At 57.7% G+C, this 21,257-nt stretch carries 16 protein-coding genes; 9 read left to right on the top strand and 7 right to left on the bottom strand.

Annotated elements, in window-relative coordinates; translation table 11 throughout:
• Window positions 1-46: 46 nt before the first annotated feature.
• The 4 genes from rpoD to ABVT35_RS26405 form a co-directional block, all read right to left on the bottom strand.
• On the bottom strand, window positions 47-2,071 hold the full coding sequence (rpoD, locus tag ABVT35_RS26420; RefSeq protein WP_368470621.1) for an RNA polymerase sigma factor RpoD: 2,025 nt from the start codon (window positions 2,069-2,071) through the stop codon (window positions 47-49).
• 506 nt (window positions 2,072-2,577) lie between these two features.
• Complete coding sequence (dnaG, locus tag ABVT35_RS26415; protein WP_368470620.1) at window positions 2,578-4,563, bottom strand: DNA primase; 1,986 nt, start codon at window positions 4,561-4,563, stop codon at window positions 2,578-2,580.
• 216 nt (window positions 4,564-4,779) lie between these two features.
• Window positions 4,780-5,499 carry an autoinducer binding domain-containing protein gene (locus ABVT35_RS26410; protein WP_368470619.1) on the bottom strand — a complete coding sequence of 240 codons (720 nt, stop codon included), beginning with the start codon at window positions 5,497-5,499 and terminating at the stop codon, window positions 4,780-4,782.
• A 431-nt stretch (window positions 5,500-5,930) separates the two neighbouring features.
• On the bottom strand, window positions 5,931-6,386 hold the full coding sequence (locus ABVT35_RS26405) for a GatB/YqeY domain-containing protein (protein ID WP_368470618.1): 456 nt from the start codon (window positions 6,384-6,386) through the stop codon (window positions 5,931-5,933).
• A gap of 301 nt (window positions 6,387-6,687) precedes the next feature.
• On the opposite strand from ABVT35_RS26405, the gene carA reads away from it, so the two are divergent.
• On the top strand, window positions 6,688-7,890 hold the full coding sequence (carA, locus tag ABVT35_RS26400; RefSeq protein ID WP_368470617.1) for a glutamine-hydrolyzing carbamoyl-phosphate synthase small subunit: 1,203 nt from the start codon (window positions 6,688-6,690) through the stop codon (window positions 7,888-7,890).
• Window positions 7,891-7,917: 27 nt separating this feature from the next.
• Here carA and ABVT35_RS26395 read toward each other — a convergent pair whose 3' ends face one another.
• Window positions 7,918-8,853, bottom strand: a complete 936-nt coding sequence (locus ABVT35_RS26395) for a neutral zinc metallopeptidase (protein WP_368470616.1) — start codon at window positions 8,851-8,853, stop codon at window positions 7,918-7,920.
• Between the two features lie 162 nt (window positions 8,854-9,015).
• Between ABVT35_RS26395 and ABVT35_RS26390 the strand changes: the two genes are divergently transcribed.
• From ABVT35_RS26390 to ABVT35_RS26370, 5 genes are all read left to right on the top strand, one after another.
• Window positions 9,016-9,237: a helix-turn-helix domain-containing protein gene (locus ABVT35_RS26390; RefSeq protein ID WP_368470615.1), complete on the top strand. Its 222-nt coding sequence runs from the start codon at window positions 9,016-9,018 to the stop codon at window positions 9,235-9,237.
• A gap of 199 nt (window positions 9,238-9,436) precedes the next feature.
• On the top strand, window positions 9,437-12,925 hold the full coding sequence (gene carB / locus ABVT35_RS26385; RefSeq protein ID WP_368470614.1) for a carbamoyl-phosphate synthase large subunit: 3,489 nt from the start codon (window positions 9,437-9,439) through the stop codon (window positions 12,923-12,925).
• A 292-nt stretch (window positions 12,926-13,217) separates the two neighbouring features.
• A complete protein-coding gene (locus ABVT35_RS26380; protein WP_368470613.1) occupies window positions 13,218-14,750 on the top strand; it encodes an MFS transporter in 1,533 nt (510 codons plus the stop codon).
• A gap of 187 nt (window positions 14,751-14,937) precedes the next feature.
• Window positions 14,938-15,414: a transcription elongation factor GreA gene (gene greA, locus ABVT35_RS26375; protein WP_368470612.1), complete on the top strand. Its 477-nt coding sequence runs from the start codon at window positions 14,938-14,940 to the stop codon at window positions 15,412-15,414.
• Window positions 15,415-15,476: 62 nt separating this feature from the next.
• A complete protein-coding gene (locus ABVT35_RS26370; protein ID WP_368470611.1) occupies window positions 15,477-16,562 on the top strand; it encodes a glycosyltransferase family 4 protein in 1,086 nt (361 codons plus the stop codon).
• On the opposite strand, the gene ABVT35_RS26365 is transcribed toward ABVT35_RS26370, so the two are convergent.
• On the bottom strand, window positions 16,559-17,050 hold the full coding sequence (locus tag ABVT35_RS26365) for an Lrp/AsnC family transcriptional regulator (protein ID WP_368470610.1): 492 nt from the start codon (window positions 17,048-17,050) through the stop codon (window positions 16,559-16,561). The genes ABVT35_RS26370 and ABVT35_RS26365 overlap by 4 nt on opposite strands.
• Window positions 17,051-17,340: 290 nt before the next feature.
• Between ABVT35_RS26365 and trxB the strand changes: the two genes are divergently transcribed.
• From trxB to ABVT35_RS26350, 3 genes are read left to right on the top strand one after another with little or no spacing between them, the layout of a single operon-like run.
• A complete protein-coding gene (gene trxB / locus ABVT35_RS26360) occupies window positions 17,341-18,306 on the top strand; it encodes a thioredoxin-disulfide reductase (protein WP_368470609.1) in 966 nt (321 codons plus the stop codon).
• Between the two features lie 56 nt (window positions 18,307-18,362).
• Window positions 18,363-19,259: a LysR family transcriptional regulator gene (locus tag ABVT35_RS26355; protein ID WP_368470608.1), complete on the top strand. Its 897-nt coding sequence runs from the start codon at window positions 18,363-18,365 to the stop codon at window positions 19,257-19,259.
• 51 nt (window positions 19,260-19,310) lie between these two features.
• Window positions 19,311-19,787 (top strand): acyl-CoA thioesterase, encoded by a 477-nt coding sequence (locus tag ABVT35_RS26350; protein ID WP_368470607.1) that lies wholly within the window; start codon window positions 19,311-19,313, stop codon window positions 19,785-19,787.
• Window positions 19,788-20,106: 319 nt separating this feature from the next.
• Here ABVT35_RS26350 and msrP read toward each other — a convergent pair whose 3' ends face one another.
• Window positions 20,107-21,078, bottom strand: a complete 972-nt coding sequence (msrP, locus tag ABVT35_RS26345) for a protein-methionine-sulfoxide reductase catalytic subunit MsrP (RefSeq protein ID WP_368470606.1) — start codon at window positions 21,076-21,078, stop codon at window positions 20,107-20,109.
• Window positions 21,079-21,257 lie beyond the last annotated feature (179 nt).

Genomic DNA, 21,257 nt, shown 5'->3' with positions numbered 1-21,257 from the left:
TGCCTGAATCAAAAGGGCGGCCCTGAAAGCCGCCCCTTGTCATTGCCTAGCTGTCGAGGAAGCTGCGCAGCTTCCTTGAGCGGCTCGGGTGCTTCAGCTTGCGAAGCGCCTTTGCCTCGATCTGGCGGATACGCTCGCGGGTCACCGAGAACTGCTGGCCGACCTCTTCGAGCGTGTGGTCCGTATTCATGCCGATACCGAAGCGCATGCGCAAAACACGCTCTTCGCGCGGCGTCAGCGAGGCAAGCACGCGGGTCGTGGTCTCGCGCAGGTTTGCCTGGATCGCCGCATCGATCGGCAGGATCGCATTCTTGTCCTCGATGAAATCGCCGAGATGCGAATCTTCCTCGTCGCCCACCGGCGTTTCGAGGCTGATCGGCTCCTTGGCGATCTTGAGAACCTTGCGGACCTTTTCAAGTGGCATGGCGAGCTTCTCGGAAAGCTCTTCCGGCGTCGGCTCGCGGCCGATCTCGTGCAGCATCTGGCGCGATGTGCGCACAATCTTGTTGATCGTCTCGATCATATGCACCGGAATACGGATGGTGCGGGCCTGGTCGGCAATCGAACGGGTGATCGCCTGCCGGATCCACCACGTGGCGTAGGTGGAGAACTTGTAGCCGCGGCGGTATTCGAATTTGTCCACCGCTTTCATCAGGCCGATATTGCCTTCCTGGATGAGATCAAGGAACTGCAGGCCGCGATTGGTGTATTTCTTGGCAATCGAGATCACGAGGCGCAGATTGGCCTCGACCATTTCCTTCTTGGCGATGCGCGCCTCGCGCTCGCCCTTCTGGACCATGTGGACAATGCGGCGGAATTCCAAAATCGATATGCCGGTCTCCGTGGCAAGATTCTGAATCTCGCCACGGATCGCCTTGATGGTTTCCTTTTCGACCTTCGAGAATTCCTTCCAGCCCTTGGCCGTCAGGTTCGAGATCGACTTCATCCAGTGCGGATCGAGTTCGGCGCCCTGATACTGCTGCAGGAAATCCTCGCGCTTGACGCCGTGGGATTCGGCGAGGCGCAAAAGCCGGCCTTCATTCTGCACCAGGCGCTTGTTGATGTCGTAGAGCTGCTCGACCAGCGCATCGATGCGGTTCTGGTTGAGCGCCAGCGACTTCACAGCCGAAATCAGTTCTTCCTTGAGCTGCTTGTAGCGCCGCTCCTGGGCGGGCGACAGCGTGCCGCTTGCAGCCAGCCGGCCTTCGACCTGCTGGTCCTGCAGCTTGCGCAGCTTGCGGTAGGTTTCGGCAATGACATCGAAGGTCTCCATGACCTGCGGCCGCAACTCGGCTTCCATGGCGGCCAGCGACAGGTTGGATTCGTCATCCTCGTCGTCGTCTTCCTCCGTGGAGGTGCCCTCGCCGCCGACATCGGTGATGTCGTCGGAGGCACGGGCCTTCTTCGCCTTTTCCTTTTCTTCAGCCGCCTTGCGGTCGGCCTCGATCTTTTCAGGAGACTGGAACTGCGGTGCCGCCTTGGCCTCGGGGCCGGAATAGGTCGTTTCCAGATCGATGATCTCGCGAAGCAGCGTATCGCCTTCGATCAGTTCGTCGCGCCAGATGATAATGGCCTGGAATGTCAACGGGCTTTCGCAAAGACCGGCGATCATCGTCTCGCGGCCGGCCTCGATACGCTTGGCAATGGCTATTTCGCCCTCGCGGGACAAAAGCTCGACCGAACCCATCTCGCGCAGATACATGCGAACCGGATCGTCCGTACGGTCCGTCGGCTCTTTCTTGCGCGTCGTTGCAACGGCCGTGCCGCCGGTTGTCGCAACTTCGGTGCCGGTGCTTTCACTGGCAGATGCCGCTTCCTCGGTTTCTTCCTCTTCCTCGACGACATTGATCCCCATGTCGGAAAGCATGGACATCGTGTCTTCGATCTGTTCGGAAGTCACCTCTTCGGAGGGCAGGACGGCATTGAGCGCGTCCATTGTTACGTAGCCGCGTTTTTTTGCGGCCTTGATCATTTTCTTGACAGCATTGTCTGAAAGATCGAGGAGCGGTCCGTCGCCGGTGGATTCGCGCTCGGCTTCAGCTTCCTCGTTTTCTTTGACTTTGGTTGCCATATAATCCCGTCACTTTCTTAAGCACATCACTTCGGGCCGGTGAAGCAGATTTGCCTTACCGCGCTGTCCGAATCAGCTATGAACTGAGTATAGGAGTGATGCTTAATTCCCGATTAACCATGGATGGTGACTTTGCCCAGCCTGTGAGCCGCACCTGCCGCACCCGACCCGCTGTTCCTGCGCCAGTGCACAACTTTCCAATTTGCTTGACCAAATGAAACTTCTCGCCACAGAGGTGATTCCGTTAAAATTTCCATCCGTCAAGCTTATGCAGCCAAAAAACATGCATTTTGGCGTAAAATCACCAAAAAACACTGTTTTTAACCGAACACGCCGTCTTACAGACGGAAATATAAAACTCCAGCTTGCAGGCCGGAGTCGCAGCGGCAGCTTCATCTGATTTCAGGAGCAGGCCCGCAGCGCCTGTCCGCATTCTGCCTGGCAGTCTATTTAGGGGCCATTGCCACTATTGCAAGGCTGGTAGAGCGTTTCTTGCTGATATGAGATCATTTTCCGGCGGCGCCGCGCACCCTGCCAGAAAGAACACCGAAACCATCGATGATGGCCTCCTGCTGTTCCAGCCGGTTATATTCGTTTTGCACCGACTGAAGAGATCGCATCAGCTGCGGAACGGTATCTCCATCGCCGCTCTCGGTGGCCTCGGCAAGGTCACGCTCGAGTTCGATCTTCTGATGCCGCAATTCACGCGTTCTCTTGAACAGGGACAGCACCTGCAGGAACCCTTCACGGGCGTCCTCCAGCGCGGCCTCGTTCGTGGCGGTCCACACCCGCGCGTAGCGGATCTGTTTGTCCAGGCCGTCGATCAGCTCCTCATGGCCAAACTGTTGAAGGCGCTGCAATACGGCATCGCGGTCGGGGCTGCTGCCGTCGGCGCAGATTTCCATCAATTGCTCAAGCAATATCGCTAATTGCCTGTTGTCGAATTCAATGGAACTCACCTCATCGAATTCGGTGATCAGGAGTTCCGGATGATTAATCAGCGTCAGCGCAAGAACGCTGTCCCTGAGTGCCGGCAGTTCCGACTGTCCGCGCACCATTGTCGAGCGAGCCAGCAGATTGGTCATGGCATACCGCTTGCCGGCCTTTGCGCTCCTGGCATCGCCCTGCCGGAAGCCCCTGCGCCCGGCATCACCGTCAAAACGCCGCCGCCCGCCCGGCTGATTGCCGGAAGGCCTGCTGCTTTCGAAATAGGCGTTCAGCCGGTCGCGCATATCCTGGACATAGTGACGGCGCACGCTTTCATCGCCGATCGTTGCGGTAACGCGCCCGAACGTCGTCTCGAGCGCCGCCCGCTTTTCGGGTGTGTCGAATACGCCGGACGTGGTTTCGCGCATCCACACCATATCCGCCAGTGGCCGCGCCGCCCGTATCACGGCGTCAAAGGGCGCACGCCCTTCGTGACGCACAAGATCGTCCGGATCCTGCCCCTGCGGCAGAACCGCGAAGCGGACCGACCGGCCAGGCCGCAATCCGGCAAGCGCAAGGTCGACGGCCCGGTTGGCAGCACGCGTTCCGGCCTCGTCGCCGTCGAAACACAACACCGGTTCGGGCGTCATGCGCCACAAGAGGTCCAGCTGGTTGTCGGTCAACGCGGTCCCAAGCGGCGCAACGGCATTTTCGATGCCCGCCTGATGCAACGCGATGACGTCCATATAGCCTTCAACGGCTATGATGGTTCCTGAACTTTCCGCACCCTGCGCGCCGCGCCTTGCCCGGGTGAAATTATAAAGCACCCTGCCCTTGTGAAACAGTTCGGTTTCATTGGAGTTCAGATATTTGGCCGGACTGTCGGAGGACATGGCGCGGCCCCCGAAGGCAATGACCTTTTCCCGCGCGCTGAGGATCGGGAACATGATCCGGTCGCGAAACCTGTCATAAGAGACGGCGATATCGGGCCCGTGAACCACAAGCCCGCAGGCTTCGATCTGCTGTTTTTCGACACCCTTCGACGCCAGAAACTCTTTCAGCACATTGCGGCCGTCGGGGGCATAGCCGAGACGGAAAGTTTCGATCGTCTTGCCGGAAAGGCCACGGTCACGCAGATAGGCCCGCGCCTTCGCACCTTCCGCCGACTGCAGCTTTTCCTGGTAAAAGGCGGTCGCAAGTTCCATGACGTCGGACAGCGTCGCGCGTTCCCTCTCGCGCTGAGCAGCCCTTGGATCGGGAGCCGGCATCGCAACACCGGCCATATCCGCAACCTGCTGCACGGCCTCCGGAAAGGAAAGCCCGTCGAGTTCGGTCAGGAACTTGAAGTGATCGCCCGATACCCCGCAACCGAAACAATGATAACGGCCTTTGCGGTCTTCACAGTGGAAACTCGGGGTTTTCTCGCCGTGAAACGGGCAGCAGGCCCACCAGTCGCCCTTCGGCACATTCGTCTTGCGCTTGTCCCATGCGACACGCTTGCCGATGACGTCCGATATCGGGACGCGATCGCGCAGTTCGTCCAGAAAGGAACTGTCAAAACGCATACACTGTTGCTCCTGTGCCGACGGATGTCCCGTCAATGCCCGGCCCATTGCAGAGCGGATGATTTGTTGCGGGGACGTCGGTCGTTGGCCCGCCGGCGGCGACAGCGACCAGCGACTCCGCTGTGTTGACTTATACCTTCATGCGGCAGGAGGCACCACGCATCTGTGACGCCTTGCCCGCTATTCACAGCCACGGCGTCCGTTATTGCTGCGCCGTCAGATCCATCCCTTGCGGATAGACTTGGCAACGGCCTGCGTCCGGTTGACCGCATCAAGTTTCTTTGTCGCGCTGATCAGGTAGTGATTGACCGTATGCTCCGACAGGGAAAGGATCGTTGATATCTCGCTGCTTGTCTTTCCGGCAGCCGTCCAGCGCAGACACTCCAGTTCCCGATCCGATAGCGGTGGCGCTTCCCTTTCGCTGTGGAAAGTGATGTTGCTGAGCCGGTCGAAGATATGAATGCTGAGCATGCTCAGCTCAAGCAGTTCGGTGTGTTCCAGCGGTTCGCGGTCGCCCGCAAATCCAACCGAGCCGCGCAGGCTGCGCGAATCGTGGACGGGAAAATTCACACCGCGCACAAACCCCTTTTCGTAAAACGGATCGCGCACAGAAGCGAGCGTCTCGGAGATCTTCGCGGTCAGCACATCGTCGATGTGCCACACAACCGGGGTCGTCTTGCTTTTGAGAGCCGAAATGACCGGGCTGATATTGATCAGGTCCAACCTGTCATAGGCCTTGATCATTTCCGGCGGCCAATTGTTGATGATGCTGTGGTTGTTGAAACTTCCCATCATGTCGCCGGGCAGAGCCAGAACCGAAAAATATCTCAGCCCGTATCTCTCCGTCGTTTTACGAAGGAATTTAAAGACATCAAAAGATGTATTCAGCTCACCGATATCTGCATGGATATCATAGTTGAATATTTCAGAGGACATTACATTCTAGACGATAAACTACCGATTTTCCTTGATTATTGCGATCTCCCCACACGCAGCTCATTTCCATTCCCGCCCAAGCATTCACCCCGGTATCATCTGGCCGCACGAAATCCGTGCCATGCCAAAAACCCAAGTGGCATTCTTATATCCCAAGACAACAGACAAGCATCATGGAATAATCTCCAGTAAGCGACAAAGGTCACAAAAAATGCGGCCAGTTCCGCCTGTTTCAATCCCCCGTAGTAATTAGCCGCGAAACACACCGACAAAAGACCAATCCACACCGGTTGAACGCGTTCTGAAAACGGCCCATGCGAATCAGTAAGCAATACTGACAACGCAGAATCAGCAACGACGGCAGCGCAATCGCTACCGTCGTGAATTCATGTGCGGAGAACCGCAACGGCTTCGAAAATTGGGCGAGCCACCTATTCGTGGTGCAAAAGATCCTTCACTACGCCTGAGGCCTTCGAGAAGTCCATCTGTCCGGCAAATTTCGTCTTCAGCGCATTCATGCACTTGCCCATGTCACGCAGGCCCTGTGCACCGGTTTCCTCAACGACACGCTTGCACTCCTGGCGAACGTCATCATCGGAAAGCTGCTGCGGCAGGAAGGATCGGATGACATCCACTTCCTCGCGTTCCTGCTGCGCCAGTTCGAGGCGGGCCGCGTCTTCGTAGATTCGAGCCGATTCCTCTCGCTGCTTAATCATCTTGGCGAGAATCTGCATGATGTCGTCGTCACAAACCGGGTCCTTGCCGGCGCCCCGATTGGCGATATCACGATCTTTCACGGCTGCTTGAATGAGCCGGATCGTTGACACACGTCGGGTATCTTTTGCTTTTAGCGCTTCCTTCAGAGAGGTAGCGAACATCTCACGCATTACAGTTTCTCCTGCATTCTGCGGCGAACCATATTCGGTTCCCTCCGCCATTGCAAACAAAAGTAAAAGAGATAACTATTTGATTTTACAATGTTTTAAATTTGTGATCCCCCCGAGCCACTGGATTGACGCGCCAGCGGGCCTCGTTTATGTTCCCACATCTGCATAGACAATTAAATACAGATGCAGCAACCGGATCCAAATTTCTGGGTGCTTGTAATCGATAACGTGGTGTGGCCAGGTGCTTTCGTCAAGTGCGTGGCCTCGACAACGGCCGCCAGGGCCAGAAGCGAATACGAAAATGACCAAAACATCGGCTTGGACCAAGCGCACGCCAACCGCCCTTCTCGTCCTGTCTGACGGAACCGTAATTGAAGGCCATGGGCTCGGTGCAACCGGCGCAATCGAAGCTGAGGTCTGCTTCAACACCGCGCTCACCGGCTACCAGGAAATACTAACCGATCCCTCCTACGCCGGGCAGATCGTGACCTTCACCTTCCCGCATATCGGCAATATCGGCGCCAACGGCGAAGACATCGAGGATCTGAATCCGGCGGCGCGAAACGGTGCCGTCGGCGCCATATTCAAGGCCGATATCACCGATCCATCCAATTTTCGCGCCGGTGAACACCTCGATGCCTGGCTGAAGACACGCGGTATCATCGCAATGAGCGGCATTGATACGCGTGCCTTAACCGTTTGGATCCGCGACAACGGCATGCCAAATGCGGTGATCGCGCACGATCCGGCAGGCAGGTTCGATATCGAGGCGCTAAAGGAGCGGGCCCGCGCGTGGCATGGTCTGGTGGGGCTGGACCTGGCCATCGAAACCACCAGCGGTCAGTCCTCGCAATGGTCCGAAAAACCCTGGGTCTGGAACGAGGGCTTCAGCCAAAACAATGCCGGCGACGGCGACATCCACATCGTGGCGGTCGATTTCGGCATCAAGCGCAATATTCTCCGGCTCTTCTCAGGGCTGGGCTGCCGCGTCACGGTGGTGCCGGCAACCACGTCTGCGGAAGACATCCTCGCCTACAATCCGGACGGTATCTTTTTGTCGAACGGACCGGGCGATCCGGCCGCGACCGGAATGCATGCGGTACCCAATATCAGGAAGCTGCTCGAGACCGGCATTCCCATATTCGGCATCTGCCTGGGCCACCAGATTCTCGCGCTGACGCTGGGTGCGCAAACGACAAAGATGCACCAGGGCCATCACGGGGCAAACCATCCGGTCAAGGATCACACCACCGGCAAGGTCGAGATCGTTTCCATGAATCACGGCTTTGCCGTTGATGGCGAATCACTTCCCGAAAATGTCGAAGAAACGCATGTTTCGCTTTTTGACGGATCCAACTGCGGGCTGCAGGTAAAAGGAAAACCGGTGTTTTCCGTCCAGCACCATCCTGAGGCTTCACCGGGACCGCAGGATTCACACTACCTGTTCCGCCGCTTCATTAATCTTATCCGCGAAAGGCGCGGCGAAGCAGCGCTTGCAGAATAGAGGCCGTATACAAGGCGGCGGATTTGTTCACACGTCGCCTTTGAAGGTATCGCATTCGTCAATGCGGCCTGTCTTGTACCCCCTTGAAAACCAATCGCTGCGCTGCTCGGACGTTCCGTGGTTGAAGCTTTCCGGCACCACATATCCCTGCGCGCGCCGCTGCAGCGTATCGTCGCCGATCTGATGGGCGGCGTTAAGCGCTTCATCCAGATCACCACTTTCCACAAGTCCTTTTTGCGCCGTGTGGTTTGCCCAGATGCCGGCAAAACAGTCGGCCTGCAATTCAACGCGCACTGACATTCTGTTTTCATCAGCCTTGCTGAGATTGCCACGCATCTCGTTAAAGCGCGGCAGAACACCGATCAGGTTTTGGACATGATGTCCGACCTCGTGCGCCAGCACATAAGCCTGTGCGAAATCTCCCGCTGCATCGAACTTGGTCGCGAGTTCGTCGTAAAAGGTTAGATCAATATAGATCTTCTGATCCGACGGGCAGTAGAACGGGCCCGACGCAGCGCTGGCAAAGCCGCAAGCCGACCGGACCTGTTCCTCGAACAGAACAAGCGTCGGCTCGCGGTAGGTTACGCCGCTCGCCTTGAATATGGCGCCCCAGGTATCCTCGGTTTCAGCCAGAACCGTTGCAACAAACTGCGTCATCTCGTCCTGCCGCTGCGGAGACAGCCGTTCGCTGCGCGTTAAATCGCGCTGCTCGATGCCGGGCTCCAGGCCGCCCTCGCTCAAAAGAAGCGCTGGGTCGATACCGAGATACTTCAGCACGATATAGCCGATGATCAGCAGCACGATCATCGATATTCCGCCACCGGATTTGCCGCCGATCCTCGACCTTCCCGTCGGCATTCTCATGCGCCCGCCTCGGCCGAAGGGGCTTCGGCGTCGCGGTGACGTTTGGCGTCCGCGCCGGTCCTCGATGTTGCTGCTTTGACGACGCCCCTTCCACCGCATGCGGCTATCCCTTCATTTTATTGGTCTTTTATGCCGTCAACCATATCCACAACAGTGTGCAGACACCCTGACCCTAGCGCATTAGAATAACTGTCACATATATACGATAAAACGCCACAAATTTGGTGCTGTAGTTTCAACAATACTGACGGACGGATAACATTGAAACCAGAAGACTTCAGGCGATGGCGCAAGGCACTGGGGTTGAACCAAAAAGACGCCGCCCGTGCCCTGGGCCTGAAGAAAAGGGTCATCCAATATTACGAAAAGGGTAAGCGGGATGGAAAGGAAGTGGAGATTCCGCTGTCCGTAGCGCTCGCCTGCTATGCCATTGCCAACGGCGTTCACTCCTACGATGCCTCCGAGCTCGAAAGCGAAAATTGACCGCTCCAGTCGGTCAATTAAGGGGCCGCAGGTTCCTGCGATGACATTCCGCCCCAAAAAGGCATGAAAAACAGCCCCGCGCGGGGTTTCCCTGCATTAGCCTTTACCCTATAAGGCGGCCTTAGCCTGAAAAAATACATCGCTCACAGCCCTCATTTCGCCGGGGTTTCCGTGACGCCTGCCTGCTGGATGAACTGACATGCCAAAACGCAATGATATCAAGTCGATCCTCATCATCGGCGCCGGGCCGATCGTCATCGGTCAGGCCTGTGAGTTCGACTACTCCGGCACACAGGCCTGCAAGGCGCTGAAGGAAGAGGGTTACCGGGTCATCCTGGTCAACTCAAATCCGGCAACCATCATGACCGATCCGGGCCTTGCGGATGCGACCTATGTCGAGCCGATCACGCCCGAAGTGGTCGCCAAGATCATTGCCAAGGAGCGTCCCGACGCGCTGCTGCCGACAATGGGCGGCCAGACGGCACTCAATACGGCTCTCTCGCTGCGGCGCATGGGCGTGCTTGAGCGCTATAACGTCGAAATGATCGGCGCCAAGCCCGAAGCCATCGACAAGGCCGAAGACCGTGCGCTCTTCCGCGAGGCAATGGCTGCGATTGGTCTTGAGACGCCGCGCTCAATGCTGGCAAACGCCACCGACGTCAAGGAACAGGACCGAAACGCCCACGAGGCCAAACGCGAAGAACTCAAGGCGCGCTTTAACGACGGCGAACTGGACGCCGCGCTCGATGCGCTGGAAACCGAGTGGCAGCTCGCCGAAACCGATCGCAAGCAGCGCTATATCGGCCACGCGCTTGGCGTCGCCGCACAGGCACTCGATCACGTCGGCCTGCCGGCAATTATCCGGCCGTCCTTCACCCTCGGCGGAACCGGCGGGGGCATCGCCTTCAACCGGTCGGAGTTTTTCGAGATTGTCGAATCCGGCCTCGATGCCTCGCCGACGACCGAGGTGCTGATTGAAGAATCGGTGCTCGGCTGGAAGGAATATGAGATGGAGGTCGTGCGCGACAAGGCCGACAACTGCATCATCATTTGCTCCATCGAAAACATCGATCCGATGGGTGTCCACACCGGCGATTCGATCACTGTCGCACCGGCCCTGACGCTGACCGACAAGGAATACCAGATCATGCGCAACGCCTCCATTGCGGTGCTGCGCGAGATTGGCGTCGAAACCGGCGGCTCCAATGTCCAGTTCGCGGTCAATCCCGAAGATGGCCGGCTGGTCGTCATTGAAATGAACCCGCGTGTTTCGCGCTCCTCGGCACTGGCTTCCAAGGCAACCGGCTTTCCGATCGCCAAGGTCGCCGCAAAGCTTGCCGTCGGCTATACGCTCGATGAACTGGAAAACGACATAACCGGCGGTGCGACACCGGCCTCGTTTGAGCCGTCCATCGACTATGTCGTGACGAAAATCCCGCGTTTCGCCTTCGAAAAATTTCCCGGTGCCGAGCCGTTGCTGACGACGTCGATGAAATCGGTGGGCGAGGTCATGGCCATTGGCAGGACCTTTGCCGAATCCATGCAAAAGGCACTGCGCGGTCTGGAAACCGGCCTGACGGGGCTGGACGAGATCGAAATTCCCAGCCTTGGAGAAGGTGACGACAAGAACGCCATCAAGGCCGCACTCGGCACACCGACACCCGACCGGCTGCGTATGGTGGCACAGGCCCTGAGGCTGGGCACCAGCGAAGAGACTGTTCACGAAAGCTGCAAGATCGACCCGTGGTTCATCGCCCAGCTCAAGGCGATCATCGATATGGAGGACAAAATCCGCGAGCATGGCCTTCCGGACGACGCCGAGAACTTACGCATGCTCAAAGCGATGGGATTTTCCGATGCACGGCTCGCCAGCCTGATTGGCGCGCGCGAGCGCGAGGTCACGGCGCTTCGCCAGTCGCTGGATGTTCATCCGGTGTACAAACGCATTGACACCTGCGCCGCCGAATTCGCCTCACCGACCGCCTATATGTATTCAACCTACGAGGTGCCTTTTGCAGGGGCGCTGCGCTCTGAAGCGGAGGTTTCGGATCGCAAAAAGGTGGTGATTCTCGGTGGCGGACCCAACCGTATCGGTCAGGGCATCGAATTCGACTATTGCTGCTGCCACGCGGCATTTGCGCTGGAAGATGCAGGATATGAATCAATCATGATCAACTGCAATCCCGAGACCGTGTCCACTGACTACGATACCTCCGACCGGCTGTATTTCGAGCCGCTGACCGGCGAGGACGTGCTCGAGATCCTGCGGGTCGAGCAGCAGAAGGGAACGCTGCACGGCGTGATCGTCCAGTTCGGCGGGCAGACGCCGCTCAAGCTGGCGAATGCGCTCGAACAGGCTGGCATCCCGATCCTCGGAACCGATCCCGATGCAATCGACCTTGCTGAAGACCGCGACCGTTTCCAGAAACTGCTCAAAAAGCTCGACCTGCGTCAGCCCAAGAACGGCATCGCCCATTCGGTTGAACAGGCGCGCCTTGTCGCCACCGAAATCGGCTTTCCGCTGGTGGTGCGACCGTCTTACGTTCTCGGCGGCCGGGCCATGCAGATTATCCGCGAGGAAAGCGGCCTTTCCAACTACCTGCTCGGAACCGTTCCCGAACTGGTGCCGGAAGACATCAAGGCCCGCTATCCCAATGACAAGACCGGACAGATCAATACGCTTCTCGGCACCAACCCGCTGCTGTTCGACAGCTATCTGACGAACGCCATCGAGGTCGACGTCGATTGCCTTTGCGACGGCGAAAGCGTCTTTGTTTCCGGTATCATGGAGCACATCGAGGAAGCCGGCATCCATTCGGGCGACAGCGCCTGTTCCCTGCCGGTCTATTCACTGACGCCGGAACTCGTCGACGAACTGGAGCGCCAGACGGCTGAACTTGCCAGGGCGCTCAATGTCGGCGGCCTGATGAATGTCCAATACGCAATCAAGAACGGGGACATCTACGTCCTTGAGGTCAACCCGAGAGCGTCGCGTACGGTTCCGTTCGTCGCCAAGACAATCGGCGCGCCGATCGCAAAGATCGCCGCCCGCATCATGGCCGGCGAAAAGCTGGACGACGCAATCGGCGCCTATGGCGACAAGCCGGACCCGCGAAATTTGAACCACATTGCGGTGAAGGAAGCCGTCTTCCCGTTTGCCCGCTTTCCCGGTGTCGATACGCTGCTGGGCCCGGAAATGCGCTCGACCGGCGAAGTAATCGGGCTCGACACCGACTATGCCCTCGCCTTTGCCAAGTCGCAGCTCGGCGCCGGTGTTGAACTCCCGCGCGACGGCACGGTGTTCATCTCGGTTCGCGATGAAGACAAGGAGCGCGTTCTGCCTGCCGCCACGATGTTGAGCGACAGCGGCTTCAAGATCATGGCCACGGGCGGCACGGCACGCTTCCTGCGGGAAAAGGGCATTGAGGCGATCCGGATCAACAAGGTCCTGGAAGGCCGTCCGCATGTCGAGGATGCGATCCGCAACCGCGAAGTCCAGCTGGTCATCAACACCACCGCCGGCGCCAAGGCGATGTCGGATTCCAAATCCCTGCGCCGCGCCGCGCTGATGCAGAAAGTGCCCTACTATACGACGATGTCCGGCGCCAAAGCCGCTGCAAGGGCGATCGCCGCGCTGACCGCCGGAAATCTCGAAGTCAAACCATTGCAGGACTATTTCGCAGCGTAATTCCTGCTACATGCGAGCGCAGGTCACCCCCGGGCGACCTGCCAGCCGGTTGTTCCGCCCTTCAACTTATGAGCAACACCGGAGCTGAACTCTATCGGCCCGCAGAAGCTCCACCAGCACCTTCCGGAAGCGCCAAAAGTCGCGAAACATGTAGTCGCTTGTCTGGTTGCTAAATAAGCCGGCTATTGCAATCTCTGGCGGTTCCCATGCGATCGCGTTAAGCTGTTGCCGCAGCCATCCACTTGGAATGAAATACGCGCACGGCCGGAACGCGTCCGGCTTGGGAGGTCCAATGGCAGATGCATCCCCGCAACGCTGGCTGGCGCTGACCGGAATCAGCATATTGAGCTTCGTCGTTTTCATCGATTTCACCATCGTCAACACGATCCTGCCCGGTATCCAGCGGGAACTCCACGCGTCTGTCGATGATCTGCAATGGGTGATGAACGCCTTCATCCTGATGATGACCGTTTTCATGGTCACCATGGGACGCCTTGGCGATATATACGGCCGGCGGCTGGTATTTTACGCCGGTGTCATCGTCTTTGCATTGGCTTCGTTCCTGGCGGGAACCTCCGGAAGCCCCGAATTCCTTATTGGTTGCCGGTTTTTGCAGGGAATAGCAGGCGCAGTGGTGGTCACGCTGGGCGCCGCCCTGACCACCCACCATTTTCCTGAAGAGGAGCAAGGCCGGGCGCTTGCAATCTTCATGAGCATCACCGGATTCGGCCTTGCGATCGGCCCGCTTCTCGGCGGCATGTTCGTATCGCTGCTGTCGTGGCGTTGGGCGTTCTATGTCAATGTGCCCGTTGTCATCATCGGGTTTCTAATATCCCTGCGCACCGTCGAGGAAACGCCGCGCCAAAAGGACGAAAAGGTCGACTGGATCGGGCTTATTCTGCTGACGCCCGGCATGAGCGCACTCGTGACTTTCATCATGAAAGGCAACAATTGGGGCTGGGACGCAACAGCCACTATTTTGTGTGGCGTCGCGGCCGTTGTGTTTCTTGTTGCATTTGTCCTGGTGGAGCGCCGGGTTTCTTCGCCGATAGTCGACTTCAATCTTCTCAAACACCGTCATTACCTTGCGGTCTGCGTGATGGCGCTGACGCTGGGCGGCTTCATTGTACTGGGCAATTTTCTTGCGCCGCTCTACCTGCAGACCGTCCGCAACGAAGAACCCTATATTGCCGGCATGATGCTGCTGCCCATCTCCGCTCTCGTTGTCATTGTTCCGCCCTTGATCGGTGGTTTGGCTGACCGCATCGGACCGATGCGGTTTATCGTCGCCGGCCAGGTGTTTCTTGCGCTTGCCGCTTTCGTTCAGATCTTTTTTGATCCCGCAAGCCCGGTCCTCTTCGTCCTGTTCGGATTTGGGCTGTTTGGCTTTGGCTGGGGGCTTCAGCAGGCTACATCTGCCATGGCCGCAACATCAGCACTCCCGAAAGCCGCCGCCGGGCTTGCCATCGGCATGCTTTACACGGTCTGGAATTTCGGCTCCTCGGTCAGTCTGGCGGTGGGTGGCCTCATTTTCGAGGAACTGGACAAGCGAAGCCTTACGAATTCGATCGCGCAGGAGAATATTACATTAAGCGCCAAGGACCAGGAACTTGTGCGCAGTGTGCTCTCGGATCCTAGCCAGGCTCAGAAAATCCTGGGTGAGCTGACCCCGGGTCTTGAGGACAAGTTGCTGCCGATATTCAGGGACTCCTTCATGGACGGTTACGGCGGCGCAATGTGGTACCTGCTAGCCACCTGTGCGCTCGGCGCCATCCTTGTTCCGTTGATCGCAGGCAAATCCAGGCCGGCAGCCGACAGCGCATAGTCGGGGCATTCGCAGCCCCTGATTAACCGCCTGATGAAAAAACTGGAAAAATTGCCCCAATTGCTGCTATGTTTGCGCGATTGAGATATTGAGCGGTTCCGGATCAACAGGTCCGGGGGCCGTTTTCTTTTGCGCTTTCGCACCACCTCCCAGGTGTCGAAAGCGCCAAAAAAAGATGGAGAAGGACATGGTTGACAAGGTCCCAATGACCCAAGGTGGCTTTACCAAGCTCAACGAAGAGTTGCGCTGGCGCCAGCAGGAAGAGCGCCCGCGCATCATTGAGGCGATTGCCGAAGCACGTGCGCATGGCGATCTGTCGGAAAACGCCGAATACCATGCGGCAAAAGAGTCACAGAGCCACAATGAAGGCCGTATTGCCGAGCTTGAGGACCTGACGGCCCGTGCCGAAGTGATCGATCTGGCAAAAATGTCAGGCGATACAATTAAGTTCGGCGCTACCGTTAAACTTGTGGATGAAGACACCGATGAGGAAAAAACCTACCAGATCGTCGGCGATCAGGAGGCCGACGTGAAGGAAGGGCGTATTTCGCTGTCCTCCCCGATTGCGCGTGCCCTTATCAGCAAGCAGGTCGGAGACAGCATCGAGGTCAACGCTCCAGGCGGTGCAAAAGCCTACGAAATCCTCGAGGTGCGCTGGGGCTGAGCACCGGGGTCGCGCGTGTTTTGATGTAAGTTCAATCGAACGTGACACGCGCTACCGGGGCAATGACGCGTCTGCGCGACGACAGTCTGCAAACCATGGGCAACGGCACCGAACTGATAGTGACCAACATGCACCGGAATTTTACCGGTGTTTCGGCCACGGCGGCCGCTGTCGTGCGCAAGCAGGCAGAGCGCTATAAAATGCAGCTCGCGGGCGGAATCCTGCCTCAATGCCCGGAGCCAATTTCGTTCAGACAGGCTTTAAAACTGTCGCGTCAGCCTGCGGAAGGCCGCAAACACGTTCTGTGGCACGTGCGCAGAAACAACGAAATGCGCGCGGCTCTGTGGGCGCGCGATGTGCTCCGACTGCCTGTGCGCATCGTTTTCACTTCCTCCGCGCAACGTCGCCATTCGTTCTTTCCACGCTGGCTTATTTCCCGCATGGATGCGGTCATTGCCACCACGCAGGAAGCCGCGGCACTGGTGCCAAATGTCAGGGCCGTCGTCCATCATGGCGTTGACACCGACCGGTTCCGCCCCCCGCAGGACCGCGACACCGCATGGCGGCAAACCGGTTATCCCGGCAGGCTTGGCATTGCCACAATAGGACGCATCCGGCCTGAAAAGGGCACCGATGTCTTTGTCGATGCGATGATCAGGCTTCTTCCCGATATCCCCGATGCCACAGCCCTGATCGTCGGCAAGGCCATGGCCGCTCACCGCCCATTCAAAACCGAGCTTCAGGGCCGCATTGAAGCGGCAGGATTATCGCAGCGCATTATCTTTACGGACGAAGTTGCGGCTGCAAACTTGCCCGGTCTCGTTGCAGGCCTGTCGCTGTTGGTCGCAGCGCCGCGTTACGAGGGCTACGGCATGACGCCGCTCGAAGCAATGGCAAGCGGCGTTCCGATCGTGGCCACCGACGCCGGTTTCTTTTCCTCATTCATCGGGGACAACAAAGCTGGCGTCGTCGTTGAAAAGCCGGATGCCGAAGACCTTACGGCGGCGGCTCGCAGTCTGCTGGATAATCCGATGGAACTGGCGCTCAAAAGCAGCAATGCCCGCAACCGTGCCGTCGAGAATTTTGCAATCAAGGGAGAGGTTGACGGCATACACGAGGTCTATGAGGAGCTTTGGGGGAACCGTTAAACCCTGGGCGGTTCACGGCTGAGATCGATAGGCCCTTCATTCTTGACCTGGCGGATCGTCAGCATGGTGCGTACCGTCTCGACATTGTCTGCGGCAGTCAGCTCGTCGATGACGAAGTCCTGAAACGTGGCAAGATCTGCCGCGACACAGTGCAGCAGAAAATCCGATTCCCCCGAAACCATCCATGATTTGCGCACGATCGGCCATTGCAGCGTCTTTTCGGCAAAGGCCCGCAAATTGACCTCCGACTGCAGTGTCAGTCCGATCATGCAAAAGGCAACGAGATCATATCCAAGCGACGGCGCATTGAGCAGCGCGCGATATCCCTCGATAATCCCCGCCTCCTCCAGCTTGCGCAGCCGCCGCAAACAGGGCGGGGCGGAAATACCGACCCGTTCCGACAAATCCACATTTGTGATTCGCCCGTCATCCTGAAGCTCCCGGAGGATTTTAAGGTCGATATCGTCGAGTTCCGCACGAACTGGCATGACGCCACATTCCCCTTTTGATTCATGAACCCTGTGCAGCGTAACGCAATTTGAACAGTTATTGCGTACATACGCAAGAATATTTCGCCGCACGTCAATATTACGCAAAAAATACAGTCCCACCCGCACGCGCGCTCGGATGACAGCTGTGTGAAATCGGCCACCTCCCCTTGAAACTGCCTTGTGCGACTACGTACATTGGGCCAAATGCAGCTGCGGGCCTTGTACAACAGGTGGGCTAGCGCCTATCACGGACCCAGCGCGACACGGAGCAACAGGGAAAACCAACCATGACCATCCGCCATGCACGTGTCCTGATCATCGGTTCAGGACCCGCAGGATACACAGCGGCAATTTATGCGGCCCGCGCCATGCTAGAACCGGTTCTGATTGCCGGCATGGAGCAAGGCGGCCAGTTGATGATCACGACGGACGTCGAAAACTATCCTGGCTATGCCGAACCCGTGCAGGGACCGTGGATGATGGAGCAGATGCTCAAACAGGCGGAGAATGTCGGTGCGGACATTGTCAACGATCTCGTCACCGAGGTCGATCTTGAGGTCAGGCCATTCCGGCTGAAGACCGATTCGGGTCAGGAATATACCGCGGACACTCTGGTCATCGCTACGGGTGCACAGGCCAGGTGGCTTGGCATTGAATCGGAGCAGACATTCATGGGTTTCGGCGTTTCTGCCTGCGCCACCTGCGACGGATTCTTCTATCGCGGCAAGAATGTCGTTGTCGTCGGCGGCGGTAACACCGCTGTGGAAGAGGCACTTTACCTGTCGAATCTTGCTGCTGAAGTGACTTTGGTTCACCGCAGGGACGAGTTGCGTGCAGAAAAAATCCTGCAGAAGCGGCTAATGGCAAAGGAAAACATCAACATCATCTGGGACAGCCAGCTTGATGAGATCACCGGTGAAACAACCACACCGCCATCGGTCACCGGAGTGCGCCTGAAAAACGTCAAGACCGGTGAAATTACCGAACACGCGACCGACGGCGTCTTCATCGCCATCGGCCACGCTCCTTCCGTTTCGCTTTTCGAGGGCAAGGTGAAACAGAAATCCAACGGATATCTGTGGACGGCGCCCGATTCGACGGCGACTGATGTTGATGGCGTGTTTGCCGCCGGCGATGTCACGGATGACATATATCGCCAGGCCGTAACGGCAGCCGGCATGGGATGCATGGCCGCTCTTGAAGCCGAGAAATATCTCGCAGAATCCGAACCGCTGGCGGACGCCGCCGAGTAGGGACAGGGAACCGCCGCACAGACGGCGGCCCGCAGCGAGTTAAGGGGAGAACCGCAATGCCTCTGGACTGGGACAAATTGCGAATATTTCACGCTGCCGCAGAGGCGGGTTCATTTACCCATGCGGCGGAAAAACTGCATCTGTCCCAATCTGCCATTTCCCGGCAGGTCAGTGCGCTTGAACAGGATATCGGCGTGCCGCTGTTTCACCGGCACGCCCGCGGCCTGATCATGACCGAGCAGGGCGAACTTCTCTACCGCACCGCCCATGACGTGCTGCTGAAACTCGAGGCCGTTCGGGTCCGGCTGTCCGAAACGACCGACAGCCCCAGCGGCAAGCTGCGGGTCACGACAACTGTTGGTCTCGGATCGGGTTGGCTGACGGATCGGATGCAGGAATTTACCGAACTCTATCCTGACATTGAAGTACAGCTCCTGCTCGACAATGAAGAGCTCGATGTCACCATGCGGCACGCCGACTGCGCCATACGGCTGCGCCAGCCGCAACAGCCCGACCTTATTCAGCGCAAGCTGTTCACCGTGCACATGCACGTCTACGCATCGCCGTCCTATCTCAACCGTTATGGCAAGCCGGAGCACGTCTCCGATTTCGACCAGCACCGCATCATCACATTTGGCGAGCCCGCCCCGAATTATCTTCTCGACGTCAATTGGCTCGAAGTTGCCGGCAGGTCGGCAAGCAATCCGCGCGCGCCGCTGCTGCAGATCAACAACATGCCGTCGATCAAGCGCGCAGCCCAGCTAGGCATCGGCATCGCCATGCTGCCCGACTACATGGTCGGCCACGACGCCGGGCTCGTTCAACTCGACATCGACGCGGACGTTCCGTCCTTTTCGGGTTTCTTCTGCTATCCGGAGGAGTTACGCGGTTCCGCGAAGCTGAAAGCCTTTCGTGATTTCCTGATTTCCAAGGCGCGAAACTGGAAATACTAAAGAAACCCGGCCCACCAGTCCCCAGACCAGAGTTCCGGGAGAACCATGTGAATGATTGAAACCTATCGCGGCGTGGTCCGACCCCATCAGATGGACCACATGGGGCACATGAATGTGCAGTGGTACACGGCGATATTCGACGAAGCGACATGGCATCTCTTTTCAACCCTGGGCCTTACGTCCGAATATTTCCGCAGTGAAAACCGCGGCATGGCCGCACTTGAGCAAAAGACGAAATACAGGGCTGAAGTTATGGCCGGAAACCTGCTGGTCTGCCGGTCGACTGTCCTGGAGGTAGCCGACAAGACCATTCGGTTCCTTCATCACATGTATGACGCCGAGAAAGATACGCTGTCGGCGACAACCGAGCTCACCGCGGCACATCTGGATCGTGAAAAACGCAAAGCCTGTCCCCTGCCCGAGTTCGCCAGAACGAAATGCCTTGAGGTGATCGGCAACAACACCGATATGCCCGGAATCGGAACCGCAAAGCGGCCAATCCGCGAGAGTCGTGTAAATTCCGGGTGACGATTGGTGTCGGGCACCACCGTAATCGGCAAAAAAAAACTTATCCGACTTTGGTCTACAGGATGCGGTATTTTTCGGAAAAAACCTAATGATTACAGTTCAAAGTTGAGCTCTGCGCCCACTGCATAGCTGCCATGCACACCTTCCCCTTGCAATATTTGGCACAAAACAACATATCAGGATCAGCCAGCGAGCGCTGATGGGCTCCTCCTCCCAGTTCCATCTTCGCTGGCTGTGTTCCCCTCTGGAGGTTTCGTTTTACAAACCTTCTGAATTCTACGGGCCGGAGAGCAATCTCAAGGCCCGTTTTTTTTGCCTGTTACATGAAGAGCTTTTCGCTCTTCAAATCCTTGTAAAGATGAGCGACCTGATCGCCGTATCCGTTGTATAACAGCGTATCCACTTTTTCTCCGGTGTGCAGGATGCGTTCCTGCGCCTGGCTCCAGCGCGGATGTGGAACGCCCGGATTGACGTTGGCCCAGAAACCGTACTCATCGGGGCCGACTTCTTCCCAAAAACTGACAGGCCGTGTGTCGGTAAAGGAAATGCGGCTGATCGACTTGATCGACTTGAAACCGTATTTCCAGGGCAGCGCCAGTCTGATCGGCGCGCCGAACTGCTTGTCCAGCGCATGGCCGTAGGCACCGGTCACCATGAATGCCAGATCGTTCCCGGCCTCCTCTATCGTTATGCCTTCCACATAGGGCCATGGATACCAGCTCTGTCGTTGGCCGGTTGCCACATCCGGATCAAGAAAAGTCTCGAAGCGCACATATTTGGCCGACGAAAGCGGTTTTGCCAGCGCCACGAGTTCCGACAGCGCGAATCCCGTCCAGGGCACTGTCATCGACCATGCCTCCACGCAGCGGTGCCGGTAAAGGCGTTCTTCCAGCGGAATGCGGCGAACGAGATCCTCGAATCCGATGGTCACCGGCTGCTCCACTAGCCCGTCGACGCGGATATCCCACGGGCTGGTCTGCAGTGCCTGCGCGGCTTTCCAGATCTGTTTGTGCGAACCGAATTCGTAAAAATTATTGTAGCGGGTATTTACCTTTTCAGGCGTCAGTTCGCGGTCGATCATATAGGATTCATTGCGCTTCGCCGGATAAAGGTCGGCAGTCGGATCGTCCGCGCCAAATGCCCTGCCCGGCCGCACCGCCATGGCAGCCGCAAGTCCGACACCGGCCATCCCCCAACCTTTGATGAGCTGCCGCCGATTTAAGAATGCGGCTTCACAAGTTGCCTGATTTTCGCTGATTGCCCAGGCCGGCTTGCGTAGAATTTGGACCACTTAACATCTCCTCCATTTGGAGCAGAGACGCTTATGCATAGATCCTTCCTGCCCCGACGCCGATCATAGAAGGGCACCGTTGGCACACAACTCATCCCTTTTCACAATCTGGTGTTTGGCTGAAGGCCCCGGATACAGCGAATGGAAAGACGCCGGCCCGCAGGCCGGCGCCAGGTATC

The organism is Hoeflea sp. TYP-13, from assembly GCF_040932035.1.
Classification (GTDB): domain Bacteria; phylum Pseudomonadota; class Alphaproteobacteria; order Rhizobiales; family Rhizobiaceae; genus Hoeflea_A.
Note: the sequence above shows the minus strand (reverse complement) of the source record. Positions and strands in the feature narration are given on the sequence as shown.